Source organism: Chryseobacterium sp. MP_3.2, assembly GCF_035984805.1.
GTDB lineage: Bacteria > Bacteroidota > Bacteroidia > Flavobacteriales > Weeksellaceae > Kaistella.
In genome coordinates this window covers 64,790-82,324 of the sequence record NZ_JAXCHW010000005.1, presented here as the reverse complement: position 1 = coordinate 82,324, position 17,535 = coordinate 64,790, and the positions used below count along the sequence as shown (strand labels likewise).

Sequence of the window (17,535 nt, the reverse complement as noted above, 5' to 3'; positions counted from 1 at the left end):
AAATAAGACCCAAAAAAACCCCTGAAAAATCAGAGGTTCATGTACAATTTTTATAAGAAATTAGGCTTTCAAATATCTTGCGTAAGCATAACCTTCTTCACCATCAGCAGTTTTTACTTTCCACCAATCATCAGAAGTTTGCTCTACCAAAGTTACAGATTCACCTTTACCTGCTTTTCCAACAATAGCGCCTTCCGTAGAAGGATCTTGTCTAATATTTAAGTTAGAATCTTCTGTTACTACCGTTAATGGTGATCCGGTTGCCAAACCGGCAACCTGAACATCTACATTAATATCAGAAGCCGAATAGGAAGAATCTACTACTCCTAGAGCATTCCACACTGCATCTTTTGCCGCAGAATTGGTAGCGTGACCAGAAACATAAAGAATTCCGTCTTGCTCAGAAACCTGCAGATTAGACAACCCTGCTGAATTGGCAGCAGCAATCACCCCTGCGTATTTATCTTGTAATGCGCTCATTTCTAATTATTTTACAGTATAGTTATAATTTACTTTCCCTGCTTGCAATGCATCTACAGACATTTTAACTTGTTTTGCCTGCGCTGGAGAAATATTTCCAGTCAATGTTAATTCACCGTTTACCACTTCTACGTTAACTGAAGGAAAATCTTTTACTGCATCTGTTACTTTTTGCTGAACCATTGGATCTACTGCTGAAACAGTTTCTACCACTACCGCTTCTGCAACAGTGGACATATCCATTACTTCTTTCACTCCTGGAATTGCTTTTAGTGATGCAATCATTGAATCTTTGGAAGCTTGATCTGCGAAGGTTCCACTTAAGTGAGCTGTACCATCTTTCACTTCTACGGAAGCATTAGGATTAGAGGTTACTACGGTAGTTGCCTGAGTTTGCAACTCAGCGTCTGTCACTTTTTTCTTACAAGAAATAGAACCGAAAGACACTGCAAGTGCCAAAGTCGCCATTGCGATTGTTTTTTTCATAGTTGAATTTTTTAATTGTTAAAGTATAATTGATTCCAAATTTAATGATAAAATCATGGGTAAATTCTTAAAAAATGCTAATTTTTTCTTAAAGTTTTTCAATTTTGCTACAGATTTAGCAAAGTTTACTTCAATAATTAGGATGCTGAAAGGAACTCAACCAATTAATTTATTTCTGAACGATAGTCCGAAAAGTCAAGTTGATTCTAGGCTCGGAAATTTTAGTGGTTGGCGGCAAACGATGCTTCCAAAATGTTTGCGTTTCACCTTTCATCACCAATAAACTGCCATGATTTAATAGCAGCTCTACTTTCTGCGCGGTGGTTTTGTGTTTAAAAGAAAATTTGCGTTCTGCCCCTAAACTGACCGATGCAATAGCGCCATTTTTTTTTAAATCCTTTTCGCCATCACTGTGATAAGCCATGCCTTCGCTTCCGTTATGATACAAATTTAAAAGACAGGAATTAAATTGCTCCCCGGTTTTTTCTTCCACAATTTTCTTTAGCTTCAATAATTCTGGTGTCCACGCCATCGCTTTCTTGGTAGAATTCGAGTAGGTATATTCAAAATCAAAATCGCCGTACCAAGCGACTTTCCGTTTGGTAATTATTTTTTTTCCAAAGATTACCGCTTCGTCATTTCGCCAATCGATATTTGCCAAAAGTTGCGAGTAGAAGAAATCGCTTTCAGATTGAGTGAGAATTTTACCATAATAATGTACTGTTCCATCTTGAGGCAGCAGATTAATATTGGCATCGGACACATTTTCAAATAAATCCATACGTCATCAATTTAAGTTCTCAATTTATCTTTTTTATTTTATAAATTCGTCTCAAATTTTACTTATGAAAAAATATTTGCAGCTTATTTTTGTTTTGCTCATGACTTTTGTAGTCGCACAAAACAAAAGAGACAACACCTTTGTGAAAGAAAATTTCATCAAAAAAGAAGTGTACATCACCATGCGAGATGGCGTAAAACTCTTCACCTCTATTTATACACCCAAAGATATTTCCAAAAATAAAAAATTTCCTATTCTTATGCAAAGAACTTGCTACAGCATAGGTCCATACGGCGAAACTGAGTTCCCAAATTCTTTAGGCCCGAATCAATATTTGATGAAAGACCGTTACATCTTTGTTTATCAAGATGTTCGCGGCAGATTCATGAGCGAAGGTACATTTACCAATATGACGCCGCAAGTGGAAAGAAAATCTAAAAAAGACGTCGATGAAAGTACGGATACGTATGACACCATCGATTGGCTTATTAAAAATGTAGAGAATAATAATAAAAAAGTGGGTCAGTATGGAACTTCTTATCCAGGATTTTACACGGCAGCAGGAATTTTAGCAAATCACCCCGCTTTGGTCGCTTCTTCTCCACAAGCTCCTATTTCTGATTTCTGGAATGACGATTTTTTGCACAATGGCAGATTTATGTTGGGTTATTTCCGAACTTTTCCTGTTTTCGGTGTTCAGAAAACAAAAGCTGAAAAAGAAGGTTGGTATATGGATTCTTTTGTTAAACCTACCTCAGAAGATGGTCTTAAATTCTACCGTGATATGGGAACTTTAAAAGAAGGTTATGATAAATATTACAAGGATAATTTCTTTATGACGGAAATTATGAACCATCCGAACTACGATGAATTCTGGCAAAAAAGAAGTTTGCTACCTCATCTTAAAAATGTAGACCACGCCGTAATGACGGTTGGAGGTTGGTATGACTCCGAAGATTTATTTGGTCCCTTAAATATTTACAAAACCATTGAGAAAACAAGTCCAAAAGCGAAAAACACCATTGTGATGGGTCCATTTGCGCATGGAGGTTGGTCTCGGGAAATGGGAAAACAGTTTCACAATCAGATTTATTTTGGAGACAGCATCGCCACTTATTATCAAAAAAATCTTGAGACCAAGTTTTTTGATCACTATCTAAAAGGTGCCACGAAGAAAGATGCAGGAATTCCCGAAGCGGTAATGTATGACACCGGAAACAAAGAATGGCGAGAATTTGCGCAATATCCACCAAAAGACGTTAAAAAAGTAAGCTTTTATTTATCCAATGAAAAGATGAATTATGAAGCGAGTAACGGATTTACAGAATATTACAGCGATCCTGCAAAGCCCGTTTTAAGTTCTGAGAATTTGAAAGATTTTAATGGCTTTACCCCGAGAAATTACATGAGTGAGGACCAAAGATTTGCGGTCGGTAGACCAGACGTTGTCACTTTCACCACGGATGTTTTGACAGAAGACATGACTTTTGGTGGAGAATTGATGGCGAAATTGAATATTGCCTCTACCTCTACGGATGCAGATTTCGCCGTGAAATTAATCGATGTTTATCCGGAGGATTTTGTACCGAAAGAGAAAAAAGATGGGGTGATTTACGGCAATTATCATCAAATGGTGCGAAGTGAAATTATGCCTGCAAGATTCAGAAATTCCCGGGAAAAACCCGAAGCTTTGGTTCCAAATCAAAAAACGGCAGTCGATTTCAGGTTGCAGGATGTGATGCACACCTTTAAAAAAGGACATAAAATACAGATCCAAATTTCCAGTACTTGGTTTCCATTATTCACCGTAAATCCACAGAAATTTATTCCCAATGTAAATATGGCCACGAAAGAAGATTACACGAAAGCATTCATTAAAATTTTCGGAGACAGTTCTGTGGAAGTGGATGTTTTGAAGTAAGAAATTGGACGTTAGACTGTAGGTTTTAGAGATAAAAATGCTTTCAAAAATTTTGCAAAGCATTTTTCATATCTTAAATCTTGGTTCTTGGTTCTTGGTTCTTGTTTCTTTTTACTTGTTTCTTTTTACTTGGCACTTTCCAAATGATAATACGCCAACATTTTATAATACAATTTCGCAGCTAAGAAAGCGGTTGGTTTCGGCATCGGAGAATCCATTAATTCTACAATATCAAAGGCGACAACATTGCATTTCTCAAAAACTTTTTTTAATAATTCTAAAGTTGGATACCATTGTAAACCTCCTGGTTCTGGCGTTCCCGTGGAAGGCGCGATGGAAGGATCGAATGCATCTAAATCGATTGTGATATAAACATTCCCGGAAACCTTATCTAAAACCCCATCGATCCAGTTTGGATTTGTAGCGATTTCATGTGCCCAGAAACAATTTCCATCTTGTACATATTGCATTTCCTCAATATCTCCCGAACGAATTCCGACCTGAACTAAATTGTGTTTTTGGCTTGCTTCAAAAACCGCACAAGCATGATTGGAAGTCGATCCATGAAAATCTGGACGTAAATCGGTATGTGCATCTAATTGTAGAACGGTTAAATTTTCAAAATTTTCACCAACCGCACGGATTGAACCGATGGAAACCGAATGTTCTCCTCCAAAAAGGGTAAATAATTTTCCCTCGTTTTTTAAAAGTTCTTTTGTTTTTTGGTAAACCGCTTCTGTCATTGCTTCTGGAGAAGATTTCTCCGTGATTTCTCCACCCAAATAAACGCCTTCTAAATAAGGTTCTGTTCCAGTTTCTATATCGTACAATTCCATATTTTCGGAAGCGTCTAAAAACAATTCCGGACCTTTGTCTGCACCTTTTCCCCACGTGGAAGTTCCGTCGTAAGGAACGGTTACGAGCATCACTTTTGAGTTTTCTAAGGTTGCGTTTTCTTCTGGAATTCCGGCGTAAGTTTGCATATGAATTTTTAAATTTTTAATGAATTTTCAAAGATATGAAAATTGAATTTTTATTTTTTAAATTTGACTAAAGATAATTTACGATGGAACAGGTAAAACCAGAACAAAATAATTCCCACTGGATTTGGGGAATATTTTATTTCAATAAGAATGATGACCGGATTTTTCCGCCCAAAAGAATTCCGTGGATGGGTTGGACGATCAATTTTGCGAAAACAAAATCGGTGTTCGCTTTTTTATTGATGATGGCTTTTTTCGGATTTATCATTTATATGATTGAATCAAGAAGTTAGTTGTAGAAATTTCGTCCAATGATATGACAAACTGCCGGAAGTTCTAGCCCCGATTGAAACGGCATCCTTTTTCTTTTTTTTCTGAAAAAAGGAAAAGATAGAGTGGAAAGCGGGATGGGTTCTTAAAAGAAGCGAAAACTGGGTTGCTCCTAAAAACTACCCCGACTTTTTGCTTGCGCAAAAATCCACCCCTTCAAAGAAGGGGAATTTTAATATCCTAAAATTTTCAGAACATCTTCCGCTTTTTGTTCTTCGCGGAAAACTTTATAGCTGAAATTTCCTTCTTCGTCTTTATCGATCAAAATATGTTTCGGTTGGGGCATTAAACAGTGATGAACACCGCCGTAACCACCAATTGTCTCCTGATAAGCTCCAGTGTTGAAAAATCCGATGTAAAGCGATTTTGTTTCGCTGAAAACGGGCAAATAAATAGCATTCGTATGTTGCTCAGAATTATAATAATCATCGGAATCACAAGTTAAACCACCCAGAAAAACACGTTCATAAGTATCCTCCCAACGATTAAGCGGAAGCATAATAAATTTACGAGAAATCGCCCAAGTATCAGGTAAAGTCGTCATAAATGAAGAGTCGATCATATTCCACTTTTCCCGGTCGTTCTGGCGTTTTTGAGAAATAATTTTGTAAAGATGTCCTCCACTCTCACCCACGGTAAAACTACCAAACTCAGTGTAGATATTTGGTTCTTCTACGCCTTCTTCTTCGCAGAATTTCTTGATTTGAGAAACAATTTCATTCACCATATATTGGTAATCGTAATCAAAATTCAAAGAAGTTTTGATGGGAAAACCGCCACCGATATTAAGGGAATCAACTTCTGGCGCAATTTTTTTCAAACGAGCGTAAACGCGCAAACATTTGTATAATTCATTCCAGTAATATGCCGTGTCTTTAATTCCGGTATTGATAAAAAAATGCAGCATTTTCAATCTCGCGTTCGGATGTTCTGCAATTTTTTGACTGTAATATGGAATAATATCTTTGTATCCAATTCCTAATCTGGAGGTATAAAATTCGAATTTTGGTTCTTCCTCAGAAGCGATTCTAATTCCAATATTAAAAGTGGTGTCAATACTTTCTGTTAATTTATCCAGTTCACGGTAGTTATCCAAAATCGGAATAATATTTTGAAAACCATTATTAATGAGATCAGAAATTTTGGCGAGATAATCGTCGGTTTTAAAACCGTTGCATATCACTTCTATATCTTTTCCATAGTTGCCTTTCTCGTAGAGAGAACGGACAATATCCATATCATAAGCGGAAGAAGTTTCCAGAGAAATGTCATTTTTCAGGGCTTCTTCTACTACGAAAGCAAATTGACTGGATTTCGTGCAATAGCAATATCGATAACCTTTTTTATAATCGTGCTTTTCGATGGCTTCTTTAAACCAAGCTTTTGCCCGTTGAATATTGGTGGAAATTTTCGGCAGATAATTAAATTTCAGAGGCGTTCCAAACTGTTCAATGACCTCCATCAAAGGAATATCGTGGAATTTCAAACTATTTTCTTCCACATTAAATTCTTCTGTGGGAAAATATAGGGTCTGGTCAATAAGTTCTGAATATTTAATCTTCATGTTTGGCGTGCCGGATTTTTAAATTAGGTTCTTTGTGTTTGGTGGTGCAAATTTGAGAAAAAAATATGGGTTTTAAAACATAAAAAAAACTTAATACATTTCAGAAAATGTTCAGTTGAGCGCTGTAATCTTTATTTACTTTGAATTCGATTGCTAAAAACTTTTCAATCCTTAATTATTTGCCTACGAAAATAATCAAGTCACCAGAAGTGTATGAGATTTCAACCGTTTCTGAATCCGCTACATTACGAGTTCCAATTCTTTTAGTTAAGTCTAAAGTTTCTTGGTTCAAAGGCCATTTTAAACCTTTGGTCATTACTGCAATCGCTGCGGGAAAAGGATAAAGAGAAATGGTTTTTCCGTGAACCTCATTCAATGTTGCCTTCTTCTTCGCAAAAAAATAGGTAGAAGATTCATCATAAAAGGTGATGTCCATCTTTTCTTTAAATTGAAAAGCTACGGTAAGATTCCCGAGGAAATGATCCATTTCTCCGCCACTTGCGCCATAGATTTCTATTTCTTTTCCACCCCTACTTTCAATAATTTCTAAGGCTTTTTGAAAATCCGTTTTGTCTTGATCCGGCGTGTAAATAAATTTTTCCTCATAAACTGAATCATCTTGTCCAGAATGAGAATCGAAATCTCCAGAAATAAAATCTAATTGATCAAGAGGGAAGTTTTTCTCCTTTAAATAATGAAAGGCACCATCAGTACACGCAATCAAGGAATAACCTTCTGTTTCGGGAAGATTGCTTGGTGGAACACCATTAATGAACAAAAGAACTTTATCGGTCATTTGGATTCCAATATTCTTCAGGTTCATCATGTAAATGAGCTACATAACGCGCTAAAACAAATAAATAATCCGAAAGTCGGTTCAAATATTTGATGAGTTCCGGACGAACTTCTTCAGAATCATTCAAGAAAACCAAACTGCGTTCTGCTCTTCTGCAAACCGTTCTACAAATATGCAGGGAAGTTGGACCTTTTCCACCGCCGGGAAGGATAAAATATTGAAGTGGTTTCAACTCTTTTTCAAATTCATCCATCCAATTTTCCAACTCTTCGATTTCTATATCTGAAATCATTAAAGCTAAGCGAGATTTTCCGTTGGCTAAATTTAATTTATCAGTTGGTGTTGCAGATTCTGAACCGACCGTAAATAAATCGAACTGAATTTTTTTGAGTTGATTTAAAACTTTTTCGTCCGTAATTTCACATTTCGCAGAACCAATAAAAGAGTTCAGTTCATCAATGGTTCCGTAAGACTCTACCCTTGCGGAAGCTTTGGAAACTCGGGTTCCGCCGTATAGAGCAGTTTCACCTTTGTCGCCAGTTTTTGTATAAATTTTCATTATTTTACTTTAATAGAAGCGTAAATTTAAGGTTTTTTAGAAGAGGGAAAAGATTCACATTTAAAATTTTTAAAAGTTTTTTGTAATAATTTCAAAAAATTTGTATCCAATGTTCAGAAGCCAGTAAATGATTTTCTTCACCATAAAACGTTATCATGAAAAATCATCTATTTAAAATGTTCTACTCCAAAATTGCAAAAAATGACTTACGATTTTGATCACCTTTATCAGGAATTTTCTCCCAGGATTTACAAATTATGTTTGAGTTATTCTGGGGACCGATTATTCGCAGACGACCTTCATCAAGAAAGCTGGATTGCAGTTTGGAACAGTTTGCCGAAATTTCGCGGCGAAAGTAAAATTGGAACCTGGATTTACAGAATCGCCATTAATACATGTTTAATGGGATTGAAAAAAGAAAAAAATAAAGACCAAAATTCTGAAGTCATTCTTTCCAAATTAGTTTACGAAGAAACCGAAGATAATTCAAAAGAAATTAATAGACTTTACGAAAGCATCAGCAAATTAAAAGAAAGCGAAAGGATTATTATCACTTTGGTTTTGGAGGAAAAACCTTACGAAGAAATCGCAGAAATTACAGGAATTACAGAAAATAATCTGCGTGTAAAAATTCATAGAATCAAAAAAGAACTGCAAGAAATTTATACCAATTATGGAAGAATTTAAAGACCTAGAAAACCTTTGGAAACAAGCAGAAACAAAGGTTCCCGCTAAAAACACGAATATTTCTAAAATAAAAAACAATCGTATGAAACTAAAAAACACGAACATTAAAGGAGCAACTTTGCTCATTTTGACAGGAATTTTGATTTTGATTTTAATGACCACTTTTGACACCAAAATTAAAACAACACCGATCATTACTTCGATGGTCATAATCTCCGCAATCTGTTTTCTGCAGGCAATTTTAATGCTTTACAATGCGAAGAAAATTACAGATATAGATGAAAGTCAAACACCAAGTTTCCATCTCCAACAGTGGCGAAATTACCAGACTTTTCAGAAAAAGCAAAGACACTGGAATATGCCGATTTACTACATTCTACTCAGTTCTGCTCTTGGAGTTTACCTTTTTGAATTGCTGAAAAATGTGGATTTATGGAAAATGATTTTGGCTTTTGTCATCACCTATTCCTGGATGATATTTGCCTATTTTTATTTGGGCAAAAGGGAAATAAAAAAACAAGACGCGAAATTAGACGGCATCATTTCGGAGCTAAAAGATCTGGAGACTCAATTTCAATAAGGAAGATTGGTAGAAAAATGGCAACTCATTCGTCACGGATTCATCAATTACGCTCTACATTCAACAAAAATCTGGAAGTCAAGAACTTTCAGATTTTTTTTAAAGTTCCTCCAAAATTATGGTCCAAAGATTTTTATTATAACTTCTGAAAAATTTAATATGCCCAATTTCTCCTTTCTCAGACTCGGAAATTTTAATTTCTCTAAAGGATTTTTTCAAATTTGGATAAACATTATTCATTAGATTATTCATACCTTTTTTCGTAACCCAATGGTCATCTTCCGCGTGAATAATAAGTGTTTCCTGGCATAAATCTTTAGAAAAATCTTCCTCAATTTTTTCATAAAGTCTGCTGGTTGATTTTTTATTCAGAATTAATGTTCGCCAATCATAGGCAACTCCTTTTGGCAAAGACTCGCCCAAGCCAAAACGGTGCGCCGGAAAATAACCGAAAAATTTGGTGGTGAGCGGAACAGCCAGGCCAAAACCAACAGCGCCCAAAAACGCAACATTCCACTTTAAATTTCCTACATAGGCATCCTGCGTAGTCACAAAAATAAATTTTTTGAAAATTTTTGAGCCGGGATTCATGCCTAAAATCAACGCCCCAACTGAATGTCCCAAGCAGAATTTTTCATGATTTTGAAAATGATTTTGGACATAATCAGTAACGGTTTGAAAATCCACTGATCCCCAAGTTCTCATCGTAGCATCAAAACCTCGCATTTTCAATGGTTTGGATTCTCCAATTCCGCGGTAATCATACGTGATTACGGTAATTCCTTCACTGGCTAAAAACTTAGCGAAAGAAAAATACACTTGCTGTTTTACACCCGTTGCAGCATTAATGAGCAAAAGTTTACTGTTTGATAAACTTGGCTTAAAGATTTTGAGGGCAAGGGAAATCTGATCAGAAGTTTGGAGAAATAATTCCTGCATTTGATAAAGATGACGAACAATTTATTCGAAAAAGCATTTAGTATGAAGGGAAATATAATGAAAATTAGAGGCGTAATTCGGGAATAATTATTCTGGAAAAAAATCTTTAATGAAAGGTAAACCACGTTGCGAACCTCTGTTTTTTGTAACCTTTAATGATACATCATTTCCAAACTGCACACAATCATCAATTGAATTTTGGTGACAATGCGCAACGGCAAATCCAGCCGTAAATGCATCTCCCATTCCCATTTTATGCAAAACGGAATCGTGATCGTTTCTGTAATATTTCATTTCTACACCGTTGAAATACGTGGTAGAATTAGAATCATCTCTAACAAATAATTTATTTGGATATTTCCTAAGAATTTGTTCCCTCTGTTCATCACCAAAAACGAGCGACAACTCATTGCTTTTTGCCACAATGAAAGTGGCATCTTCAATTATTTCTTCAGACAATTTTTTTGCAGGCGACGCATAAATTCCAATTTTCTTGTTGTTGCTTTTCGCCAATTGAACCACCGTTTCCACGGTTTCCATTGGAATTTCTAATTGCAATAAAACCATATCCACTGTAGAAAAATATTTTTCCGCTTCTAAAACATGTTTTGATGTTAAGCAAAAATTAGAGGCAGGAACTACAACGATGGAGTTAACGCCTTTAGCAGCAGTTACGTACGCTGTTCCAGTTGCGGCATCTTCAGTTTCTGCCACGAAGCCTACATTCACCCCTTCATCAACCAAATTCCGAAGGATTTGCTGACCAAAAGGATCCATTCCTACACAACCAATAAAATAAACACTTGCACCCAAGCGAGAAGTGGCCACGGCTTGATTGGCACCTTTCCCACCGAAAAAACTTTCTGATTTCTGGGCAATTACCGTTTCATTGGGACCTGGGAAATACTCCGTGTTAAGAACCAAATCGATGGATGAACTCCCGACTACAATTATTTTGGGTTGTTCTGAAGTAATATTCATGGGGAAAATTATTTTGACTTACTGTATTTAAAAATTAAAGACGCGATTGATCGCGCCTTTTGGATTTGCTAAACAAATTTAAATTTTTAATTAGAGAATGAAAATTTTTTACTGTTAATTAACTGCCAATTTCTATAAATTCTGAAATTAATTTCAAGGGCTGATTGTCTACTCCGAAACCGATATAACTTGCATAAAAACCTTCACCATAACCCGTCTCAAAAGCGAGAATATTTCCGGATTTTTCTTCGTCTGGTTTTAAAAGAGCAAACTGATCAATGGCACCATTCTCATCAAAAAAATGAACATGGAAAAATTCTTCATAAATCCCCATAAATTCAGCGCCTTTTCTGTGGAAAAGTTTTTGTTCCAACTGGTTTAAATCATCCTGCGTTTCTACATCCATAAAACTCCCCATTCCACTTTCTACCGGATAGCCGAAGATCTCTTCTTTCTTTAAATCTGCAACATGCTGATCTTCCGTAGTTGCCAATTTCCATTCCTTAATTTCTTCGGAGCCAAACACAATCTCCACATAGGCAACGCAATTACTTTCTCGCTCTTTATGAATCAAAACCGGAAAATCACCTGTGGGAAAATGAATATTGAATTCCTTCATATCATTGGTTAGAACGGGGTCACACGCTACAATTTTTCCTGTGGGAAGGTGAATCATACCGCCCTCAAAACTTTCTACCAAAGGGTTTTCTACAAAATTTTTGGTGAAGAGTTTTTCTATGTTTTCTAAATGTTGCATATGGAAAAAAATAATTTATTAGACTTTGAAAAAGGAGCAAAGCAAACTATAACGTTTTCAATTTCTCTTCTAAAAGTTGAATTTTCTGTCGGGCATCGCTCTGCTTTTTAAGCTCTACATCCACAACCTGCTGTGGCGCTCCGGCCATAAATTTTTCATTGGATAATTTTTTTTCTATGGAAATTAAAAATCCTTTCAAATATTTAATTTCTTCTTCTGTTTTCTTTCTTTCCTCTTCTAAATCCAGTTTTTCACTTAGAGGAATAGCAATTTCGGAAGATCCTACCAAAAACGTAAACGTAGGTTTATCCGTTTTTTTTGCAAAATGAATGGTAGAAATATTACCTAATTTTCGCAAGAGATTTTCATTCGGGAAAGAAATTGCATTGGTGAATACTTCTGCTTCCTCCCGAGGAGAAATCCCTTTCGTTTGGCGGTAATTTCGAATGCCGGAAATTAATTCTTTCGTCACCTCGAAATTTTGAATTGTTTCTACATCAAAACTTTGATTTTTTCTTTGTTGTGCTATGATCAAGGCTTCCTCGGGTGTTCTCGGGGAAATGTTTTGCCACAGTTCCTCGGACAAAAATGGCATAAAAGGATGGAGCAATTTCATTAATTCCTCAAAAAAGTAAATCGTCTTATTAAACACTTCTTCGGAAATAGGATCGCCATAATTAGGTTTGATCGCTTCTAAATACCAAGAACAGAAATCATCCCAAATTAATTTATAGACCAAATGCAATGCATCGGAAATCCGAAATTTTTCGAACTGATCAGCGATTTCCGCTACGGTTTTATCCATTTGATTTTCAAACCAAATGATTGCTTGCTCATCACCTTCATTGGCTTTAATGCTACCGTCTTTTTTCCAACCTTGAATCAATTTATTGGAGTTCCAGATTTTAGTGGCGAAATTTCTTCCCTGCAACATGAGCTCTTCATCAAAAAGCAAATCATTCCCGGCTGCAGAACTTAACAAACTTCCAACACGGACGCCATCTGCACCATATTTTTCAATGAGTTCTATCGGATCTGGAGAATTCCCTAATTGCTTAGACATTTTTCGACGTTGCTTATCCCGAACGATTCCGGTGAAATAAACATTTTTGAAAGGTATTTCTTGGCGGTATTCTAAGCCGGCAATAATCATTCTTGCTACCCAAAAAAAGATAATATCTGGTCCCGTTACTAAATCAGAAGTCGGGTAGTAATATTTAATTTCCTCATTATCTGGATTTGTAATTCCATCAAAAACAGACATTGGCCATAACCACGAAGAAAACCAAGTGTCTAGGGCATCTTCATCTTGTTTTAAGTTATTGGTTGCCAATTGTTGGCTGCCTGTTTTTTGTTTCGCAAGAATTAATGCTTCTGCAATTGTTTCTGCAACTACGAAATCATTTTCTCCCTCGCCGTAGTAATAAGCAGGAATTTGCTGACCCCACCAAAGTTGTCGGGAAATATTCCAATCTCGGATGTTTTCCATCCAATGTCTGTAGGTATTTTTGAATTTCTCTGGATGAAATTTAACCTCATCATTCATCACCACTTCTAAAGCAGGTTTCGCCAAGTCTGCCATCTTTAAGAACCACTGAACAGAAACTTTAGGTTCTATTACAGCGCCCGTTCTTTCTGAAGTTCCTACTTTATTAACGTAATCTTCCGCTTTTAGCAATAGATCTTTTTCTTCTAATTCCTTCGCGATTAATTTTCTTGCAACGAACCGGTTTTTTCCAGAATAATGTAAGGCGTGATCATTCAAGTTGGCATCATCGTCCAACGTGTCAATCATTGGAAGATTGTGTTTTTTACCAATCTCGTAATCATTGGTGTCATGAGCCGGCGTAATTTTCAAGGCTCCAGTCCCAAATTCGATGTCTACATATTCATCTTCTATGATGGGAATAAGTCGGTCAGCAAGCGGAACCCTCACTTTTTTTCCTTTTAAATGCGCATATCTCTCATCAAGAGGATTCACACAGATTGCAACATCTCCAAAAATGGTTTCTGGACGGGTTGTAGCCACAGAAAGAAAATCCTCGGTGCCCTCAATTTTATATTTTAGATAATAAAGTTTACCATTTTGTTCTTTAAAAATAACTTCTTCATCAGAAATATTGGTTTTCGCTTCTGGATCCCAATTGACCATTCTGTAGCCGCGGTAAATAAGTCCTTTATTAAAAAGATCTACAAATGATTTGATGACTTGGGCAGAAAGTTTCGGTTCTAAAGTAAATCGCGTTCTTTCCCAGTCACAAGAACATCCTAATTTTTTTAGTTGCTCCAGAATGGTTCCGCCATATTCATCCGTCCAGTTCCAGGCGTGTTTTAAAAACTCTTCTCTAGTTAAATCAGATTTATTAATTCCTTCGGATTTCAGCTTAGCCACTACTTTTGCTTCTGTAGCGATGGAAGCATGGTCAGTTCCAGGAACCCAACATGCATTAAAACCCTGCATTCTAGCACGACGAACCAATACATCCTGAATGGTATTATTCAGCATATGACCCATGTGCAAAATTCCAGTAACATTTGGTGGCGGAATTACAATGGTATAGGCAGGTTTATCATTTGGTACAGAATGAAAATAATTTTGATCCAGCCAATACTGATACCACTTGTTTTCTGTTTCGCGAGGACTATATTTTTCTGAAATCTGCATAGAATCTGTTCTTTAATAATAAGGTGCAAAAGTAGGCAAATAAAAAAAGTTTTTCTTTATATTGATTTAATTTTTAACTTTGCTTTCTCAGATCATTAAATAATTAATAAAAATCTAATAAGATGAAAAAAGTATTCGCGGCATTATTATTAACCGCTTCTTTCGCTATAGCTTCTGCACAGTCAATCTCTTTTGACAAAACTACTTATGATTATGGTAATATTAAGATGGGTGCAGATGGACACAGAATGTTTACTGTAAAAAATACGGGAGACAAACCTTTGATTATTTCAAAAGTACAGGCTTCTTGCGGATGTACGACTCCAGAATGGAGCCAAGATCCAATTATGCCAGGAAAAACTGCCCAAATTAAAGTGGGTTACAACACAACGATTGTAGGACCATTTGCTAAAAACATTGAGGTTTATTCAAACGATCCTAAGGTGGGTAGAGAAACCATCATGATTAAAGGTAATGTTGAAGGTTCTGCAGTTGCCGCTCCTGCCGCCGCGATGATGTCTGCAGAAGCAGTACCTGCACAAGCTGCAAGAACAAAATAATTGCTTTGGTTATTACAACCATTTTACAAATATCAAATTAATCACTCTTTATTGGAGTGATTTTTTTATTTTTAATCAAAATATAAGATATGAATGCGGATTTCACAGACGATTTTATCATCAAAGGAAAATTTTCTCTCAAAGATTTCGATACAGAATACAAAGGCAAATTTGAAAAAGCTGACGGTAAGAAAATGCTTGAAGAAGAGCACGAAAATCTCCACGCTTTGCAAGAAAAATTATATGCAGATGGCAGCAAGTCATTACTCATTGTTTTGCAAGCCATGGATGCGGCGGGAAAAGACTCTTTGATTGAACATGTTTTCGGGGGCGTGAATCCGCAAGGTTGTGAAGTGACCAGTTTTAAAACTCCAAATGATCAGGAGTATAATCATGATTTTTTGTGGCGCCATTACATCGCTTTACCCCCAAAAGGTAAAATAGGAATTTTTAACCGAAGCCATTATGAAAGCGTACTGGTTTGCAAAGTTCACCCAGAATATAACTTAAGCGAAAAAGTTTGGAAATCGGTAGATGATTTTGATGAAAAATTTTGGGAAAGCCGGTATGACAGCATCAGGAATTTTGAAAAACATTTGACAGACAATGGAACCACCATTATTAAAATATTCCTGAATGTTTCCCAGAAAGAGCAGAAGAAAAGATTTTTAGACAGAATTAATGAGCCAGAAAAAAACTGGAAATTCGCTGCTGCAGATTTATCGGAACGGGCTTTATGGGGAAATTATATGGACGCTTATGAAATAGCAATTAACGAAACATCCAAAGATCACGCACCTTGGCATGTAATTCCGGCCGATAGTAAATTGTTTGCACGAGTTGCGGCAATACAGGTTATCATTAATGCATTAGAAAAGATGGATTTAAAATTCCCGACGCTATCTAAAGAGGAAACGGAAGGTTTGGAAGATGCGAAAAAACAGTTGGAAAATGAATAAATAAGATGATTCAATATATAAGAAAAGCAGAAATTAAATTTCTGCTTTTTTTTTAAAAACCCACAAGAAAAACGATAAGCCGGATTCTGTTTTCTGACCGAAATCAAAACGCCTGTTATTTATCTGCGTTTTACATTGCTGCAAAACTTTAGCTGTTTACCCCTCGGTTTTTGGAGCGAGCCACTCCTATCTCGACGAATCGAGAAATCCGATATACTTAACATTGCACCGCAAAGAGTTTACCTGGTTTCACTATAAATTAATATACATACTTTCTGTTGCACTTGTCCTAATCTCACGACCGACGGATGTTATCCGCTTTGCTGCTCTATGGTGTCCGGACTTTCCTACCTCCGCCGAAACGGAAATCAACAGGCTGTTTTTCTTCTGGATTGCAAAGGTAAATAAAACACCTTACTAATCTTAACATAATGGACAGACATTTGCAAAGCAGGACACTTAAAATTTTTGCATCTGATGTTCCATAATTATTTAGAAATCATCACCTCTGTTCTTAACCGTTGGTACGCGGAATTTGCCTTAGCAACTCCGAGAATTTTAGTAGGGATTTTAGTTTTTCTCTTTTTTTTAACAACGAGTTCTTTTTTTAGTAAAATTTCTGTCAAAATATTCCATCGGTTTTTTCCTAAAAGTGAGAACCGGTCTATCGTCACCTTAATCAAAGTTTTCAAATTTCTTATCGTTCTCTCAGGTGCCTTCATTTCTCTGGAGATTATAGGATTGGGCGGATTTGTCTTGAAATTTATCGGGAGTTTAGGAGTTGCAGGGGTTATTGCGGGTGTCGCATTGAAAGATTTGGTTTCCTCCATGTTTTCGGGTGCGTTGATCAGCGTTGACAAAGCCTTTGCAGTGGGAGATTATATTACCATTAAAGATATTTTTGGAACGGTAGAAAGTATTGACTTTCTAACAACTAAAATAATTACAGATGAAGGCAAAAAAGTTCACGTTCCGAATCAATTGGTATTCAGTGCGCCTTTTATCAATTATTCCGCATCGGGACAGCGAAAAGTTTTCTTAGATATTCAAATCTCCAACGATCAGGATCTGCAAAAAGTGAGTGATTTAATATTAGCAGAGGTAAAAACTTTCGAATTTGCAGATCATGTGGAAGACACGCAGGTTTTTATTCAAAAACAATCTTTCGGGATCTTCTATATGCAAGTGCGATTTTTTATGAAAAGCGGTGCAAGCATTAATAAAGTAAAAACAGACGCTCTAATGAAACTGAAAAGCAAACTGGAAAGTGAAGGCATTACATTAGCAACACAGGCAGATTTAGCTTCTCAGGTGGTCAATAAAGTTGGCGCGGAATAGAAATTTTACACGTCTATTTTTAGAATATAAAAGGATGCTAAATTAATGAGTATCCTTTTTTTTATTTTGAAAACACCCTGCAATATTTGATTAATTTGTCTCTAATAAAAAATTATAGTCCATCCATAAGTTTCACAACCTCAGCGTAACTAGCCCGGATCGCAACGAC

Annotated in this window: 18 protein-coding genes and 1 other RNA gene; 7 read left to right on the top strand and 12 right to left on the bottom strand. The window is 36.2% G+C overall.

The genetic code is table 11. From position 1 onward, the window contains the following. Positions 1–60: 60 nt before the first annotated feature. From RCH13_RS08225 to RCH13_RS08215, 3 genes are all read right to left on the bottom strand, one after another. Complete coding sequence (locus tag RCH13_RS08225) at positions 61–480, bottom strand: SH3 domain-containing protein (RefSeq protein ID WP_326986759.1); 420 nt, start codon at positions 478–480, stop codon at positions 61–63. 6 nt (positions 481–486) lie between these two features. Continuing rightward, positions 487–966 (bottom strand): BON domain-containing protein, encoded by a 480-nt coding sequence (locus RCH13_RS08220; protein ID WP_326986758.1) that lies wholly within the window; start codon positions 964–966, stop codon positions 487–489. Between the two features lie 169 nt (positions 967–1,135). Continuing rightward, positions 1,136–1,747: an alpha-ketoglutarate-dependent dioxygenase AlkB family protein gene (locus RCH13_RS08215; protein WP_326986757.1), complete on the bottom strand. Its 612-nt coding sequence runs from the start codon at positions 1,745–1,747 to the stop codon at positions 1,136–1,138. A gap of 64 nt (positions 1,748–1,811) precedes the next feature. Between RCH13_RS08215 and RCH13_RS08210 the strand changes: the two genes are divergently transcribed. Further along, positions 1,812–3,668, top strand: a complete 1,857-nt coding sequence (locus RCH13_RS08210; protein ID WP_326986756.1) for a CocE/NonD family hydrolase — start codon at positions 1,812–1,814, stop codon at positions 3,666–3,668. Positions 3,669–3,793: 125 nt separating this feature from the next. On the opposite strand, the gene speB is transcribed toward RCH13_RS08210, so the two are convergent. Then, positions 3,794–4,651 (bottom strand): agmatinase, encoded by an 858-nt coding sequence (speB, locus tag RCH13_RS08205; RefSeq protein ID WP_326986755.1) that lies wholly within the window; start codon positions 4,649–4,651, stop codon positions 3,794–3,796. A gap of 83 nt (positions 4,652–4,734) precedes the next feature. On the opposite strand from speB, the gene RCH13_RS08200 reads away from it, so the two are divergent. Then, positions 4,735–4,944 (top strand): DUF5808 domain-containing protein, encoded by a 210-nt coding sequence (locus RCH13_RS08200; RefSeq protein WP_326986754.1) that lies wholly within the window; start codon positions 4,735–4,737, stop codon positions 4,942–4,944. 209 nt (positions 4,945–5,153) lie between these two features. On the opposite strand, the gene RCH13_RS08195 is transcribed toward RCH13_RS08200, so the two are convergent. The 3 genes from RCH13_RS08195 to RCH13_RS08185 form a co-directional block, all read right to left on the bottom strand. Next, complete coding sequence (locus RCH13_RS08195) at positions 5,154–6,545, bottom strand: arginine decarboxylase (RefSeq protein WP_326986753.1); 1,392 nt, start codon at positions 6,543–6,545, stop codon at positions 5,154–5,156. Positions 6,546–6,720: 175 nt separating this feature from the next. Beyond that, positions 6,721–7,371, bottom strand: coding sequence for a thiamine diphosphokinase (locus tag RCH13_RS08190; RefSeq protein ID WP_326986752.1), 651 nt, complete (start codon positions 7,369–7,371; stop codon positions 6,721–6,723). After that, positions 7,331–7,900 carry a cob(I)yrinic acid a,c-diamide adenosyltransferase gene (locus RCH13_RS08185; protein ID WP_326986751.1) on the bottom strand — a complete coding sequence of 190 codons (570 nt, stop codon included), beginning with the start codon at positions 7,898–7,900 and terminating at the stop codon, positions 7,331–7,333. Before RCH13_RS08185 ends, RCH13_RS08190 begins: the two co-directional genes overlap by 41 nt. 201 nt (positions 7,901–8,101) lie before the next feature. Between RCH13_RS08185 and RCH13_RS08180 the strand changes: the two genes are divergently transcribed. Together RCH13_RS08180 and RCH13_RS08175 are read left to right on the top strand one after the other, a co-directional pair. Further along, positions 8,102–8,587 carry an RNA polymerase sigma factor gene (locus RCH13_RS08180; RefSeq protein ID WP_326986750.1) on the top strand — a complete coding sequence of 162 codons (486 nt, stop codon included), beginning with the start codon at positions 8,102–8,104 and terminating at the stop codon, positions 8,585–8,587. After that, a complete protein-coding gene (locus RCH13_RS08175; protein WP_326986749.1) occupies positions 8,574–9,167 on the top strand; it encodes a hypothetical protein in 594 nt (197 codons plus the stop codon). Before RCH13_RS08180 ends, RCH13_RS08175 begins: the two co-directional genes overlap by 14 nt. A gap of 99 nt (positions 9,168–9,266) precedes the next feature. Here the strand turns inward: RCH13_RS08175 and RCH13_RS08170 are convergent, their stop codons facing one another. The 4 genes from RCH13_RS08170 to RCH13_RS08155 form a co-directional block, all read right to left on the bottom strand. Then, complete coding sequence (locus RCH13_RS08170; protein WP_326986748.1) at positions 9,267–10,106, bottom strand: alpha/beta hydrolase family protein; 840 nt, start codon at positions 10,104–10,106, stop codon at positions 9,267–9,269. An 87-nt stretch (positions 10,107–10,193) separates the two neighbouring features. Next, entirely contained in the window at positions 10,194–11,087 is an 894-nt protein-coding gene (locus tag RCH13_RS08165; protein WP_326986747.1) for a ribokinase, read from the bottom strand. Between the two features lie 118 nt (positions 11,088–11,205). Then, the gene (locus RCH13_RS08160; RefSeq protein WP_326986746.1) at positions 11,206–11,844 is read right to left on the bottom strand and encodes a DUF4241 domain-containing protein; all 639 of its coding nucleotides are present in this window, start codon (positions 11,842–11,844) and stop codon (positions 11,206–11,208) included. A 46-nt stretch (positions 11,845–11,890) separates the two neighbouring features. Further along, a complete protein-coding gene (locus tag RCH13_RS08155) occupies positions 11,891–14,509 on the bottom strand; it encodes a valine--tRNA ligase (protein WP_326986745.1) in 2,619 nt (872 codons plus the stop codon). Positions 14,510–14,631: 122 nt separating this feature from the next. On the opposite strand from RCH13_RS08155, the gene RCH13_RS08150 reads away from it, so the two are divergent. Both RCH13_RS08150 and RCH13_RS08145 read left to right on the top strand, forming a co-directional pair. After that, positions 14,632–15,069: a DUF1573 domain-containing protein gene (locus tag RCH13_RS08150; protein WP_326986744.1), complete on the top strand. Its 438-nt coding sequence runs from the start codon at positions 14,632–14,634 to the stop codon at positions 15,067–15,069. Positions 15,070–15,158: 89 nt separating this feature from the next. Continuing rightward, a complete protein-coding gene (locus RCH13_RS08145; protein WP_326986743.1) occupies positions 15,159–16,028 on the top strand; it encodes a PPK2 family polyphosphate kinase in 870 nt (289 codons plus the stop codon). A 59-nt stretch (positions 16,029–16,087) separates the two neighbouring features. On the opposite strand, the gene rnpB is transcribed toward RCH13_RS08145, so the two are convergent. Continuing rightward, an RNA gene (rnpB, locus tag RCH13_RS08140) (RNase P RNA component class A) lies at positions 16,088–16,416 on the bottom strand. An 89-nt stretch (positions 16,417–16,505) separates the two neighbouring features. On the opposite strand from rnpB, the gene RCH13_RS08135 reads away from it, so the two are divergent. After that, complete coding sequence (locus tag RCH13_RS08135) at positions 16,506–17,366, top strand: mechanosensitive ion channel family protein (protein WP_326986742.1); 861 nt, start codon at positions 16,506–16,508, stop codon at positions 17,364–17,366. Positions 17,367–17,535: the final 169 nt, after the last annotated feature.

What these genes read in the sequence shown, in the direction of transcription:
- RCH13_RS08225 (WP_326986759.1), bottom strand. Translation starts at nt 480, where the DNA reads ATGAGCGCATTACAAGATAAATACGCAGGGGTGATTGCTGCTGCCAAT.
- RCH13_RS08220 (WP_326986758.1), bottom strand. Translation starts at nt 966, where the DNA reads ATGAAAAAAACAATCGCAATGGCGACTTTGGCACTTGCAGTGTCTTTC.
- RCH13_RS08215 (WP_326986757.1), bottom strand. Translation starts at nt 1,747, where the DNA reads ATGGATTTATTTGAAAATGTGTCCGATGCCAATATTAATCTGCTGCCT.
- RCH13_RS08210 (WP_326986756.1), top strand. Translation starts at nt 1,812, where the DNA reads ATGAAAAAATATTTGCAGCTTATTTTTGTTTTGCTCATGACTTTTGTA.
- speB (WP_326986755.1), bottom strand. Translation starts at nt 4,651, where the DNA reads ATGCAAACTTACGCCGGAATTCCAGAAGAAAACGCAACCTTAGAAAAC.
- RCH13_RS08200 (WP_326986754.1), top strand. Translation starts at nt 4,735, where the DNA reads ATGGAACAGGTAAAACCAGAACAAAATAATTCCCACTGGATTTGGGGA.
- RCH13_RS08195 (WP_326986753.1), bottom strand. Translation starts at nt 6,545, where the DNA reads ATGAAGATTAAATATTCAGAACTTATTGACCAGACCCTATATTTTCCC.
- RCH13_RS08190 (WP_326986752.1), bottom strand. Translation starts at nt 7,371, where the DNA reads ATGATGAACCTGAAGAATATTGGAATCCAAATGACCGATAAAGTTCTT.
- RCH13_RS08185 (WP_326986751.1), bottom strand. Translation starts at nt 7,900, where the DNA reads ATGAAAATTTATACAAAAACTGGCGACAAAGGTGAAACTGCTCTATAC.
- RCH13_RS08180 (WP_326986750.1), top strand. Translation starts at nt 8,102, where the DNA reads ATGACTTACGATTTTGATCACCTTTATCAGGAATTTTCTCCCAGGATT.
- RCH13_RS08175 (WP_326986749.1), top strand. Translation starts at nt 8,574, where the DNA reads ATGGAAGAATTTAAAGACCTAGAAAACCTTTGGAAACAAGCAGAAACA.
- RCH13_RS08170 (WP_326986748.1), bottom strand. Translation starts at nt 10,106, where the DNA reads ATGCAGGAATTATTTCTCCAAACTTCTGATCAGATTTCCCTTGCCCTC.
- RCH13_RS08165 (WP_326986747.1), bottom strand. Translation starts at nt 11,087, where the DNA reads ATGAATATTACTTCAGAACAACCCAAAATAATTGTAGTCGGGAGTTCA.
- RCH13_RS08160 (WP_326986746.1), bottom strand. Translation starts at nt 11,844, where the DNA reads ATGCAACATTTAGAAAACATAGAAAAACTCTTCACCAAAAATTTTGTA.
- RCH13_RS08155 (WP_326986745.1), bottom strand. Translation starts at nt 14,509, where the DNA reads ATGCAGATTTCAGAAAAATATAGTCCTCGCGAAACAGAAAACAAGTGG.
- RCH13_RS08150 (WP_326986744.1), top strand. Translation starts at nt 14,632, where the DNA reads ATGAAAAAAGTATTCGCGGCATTATTATTAACCGCTTCTTTCGCTATA.
- RCH13_RS08145 (WP_326986743.1), top strand. Translation starts at nt 15,159, where the DNA reads ATGAATGCGGATTTCACAGACGATTTTATCATCAAAGGAAAATTTTCT.
- RCH13_RS08135 (WP_326986742.1), top strand. Translation starts at nt 16,506, where the DNA reads ATGTTCCATAATTATTTAGAAATCATCACCTCTGTTCTTAACCGTTGG.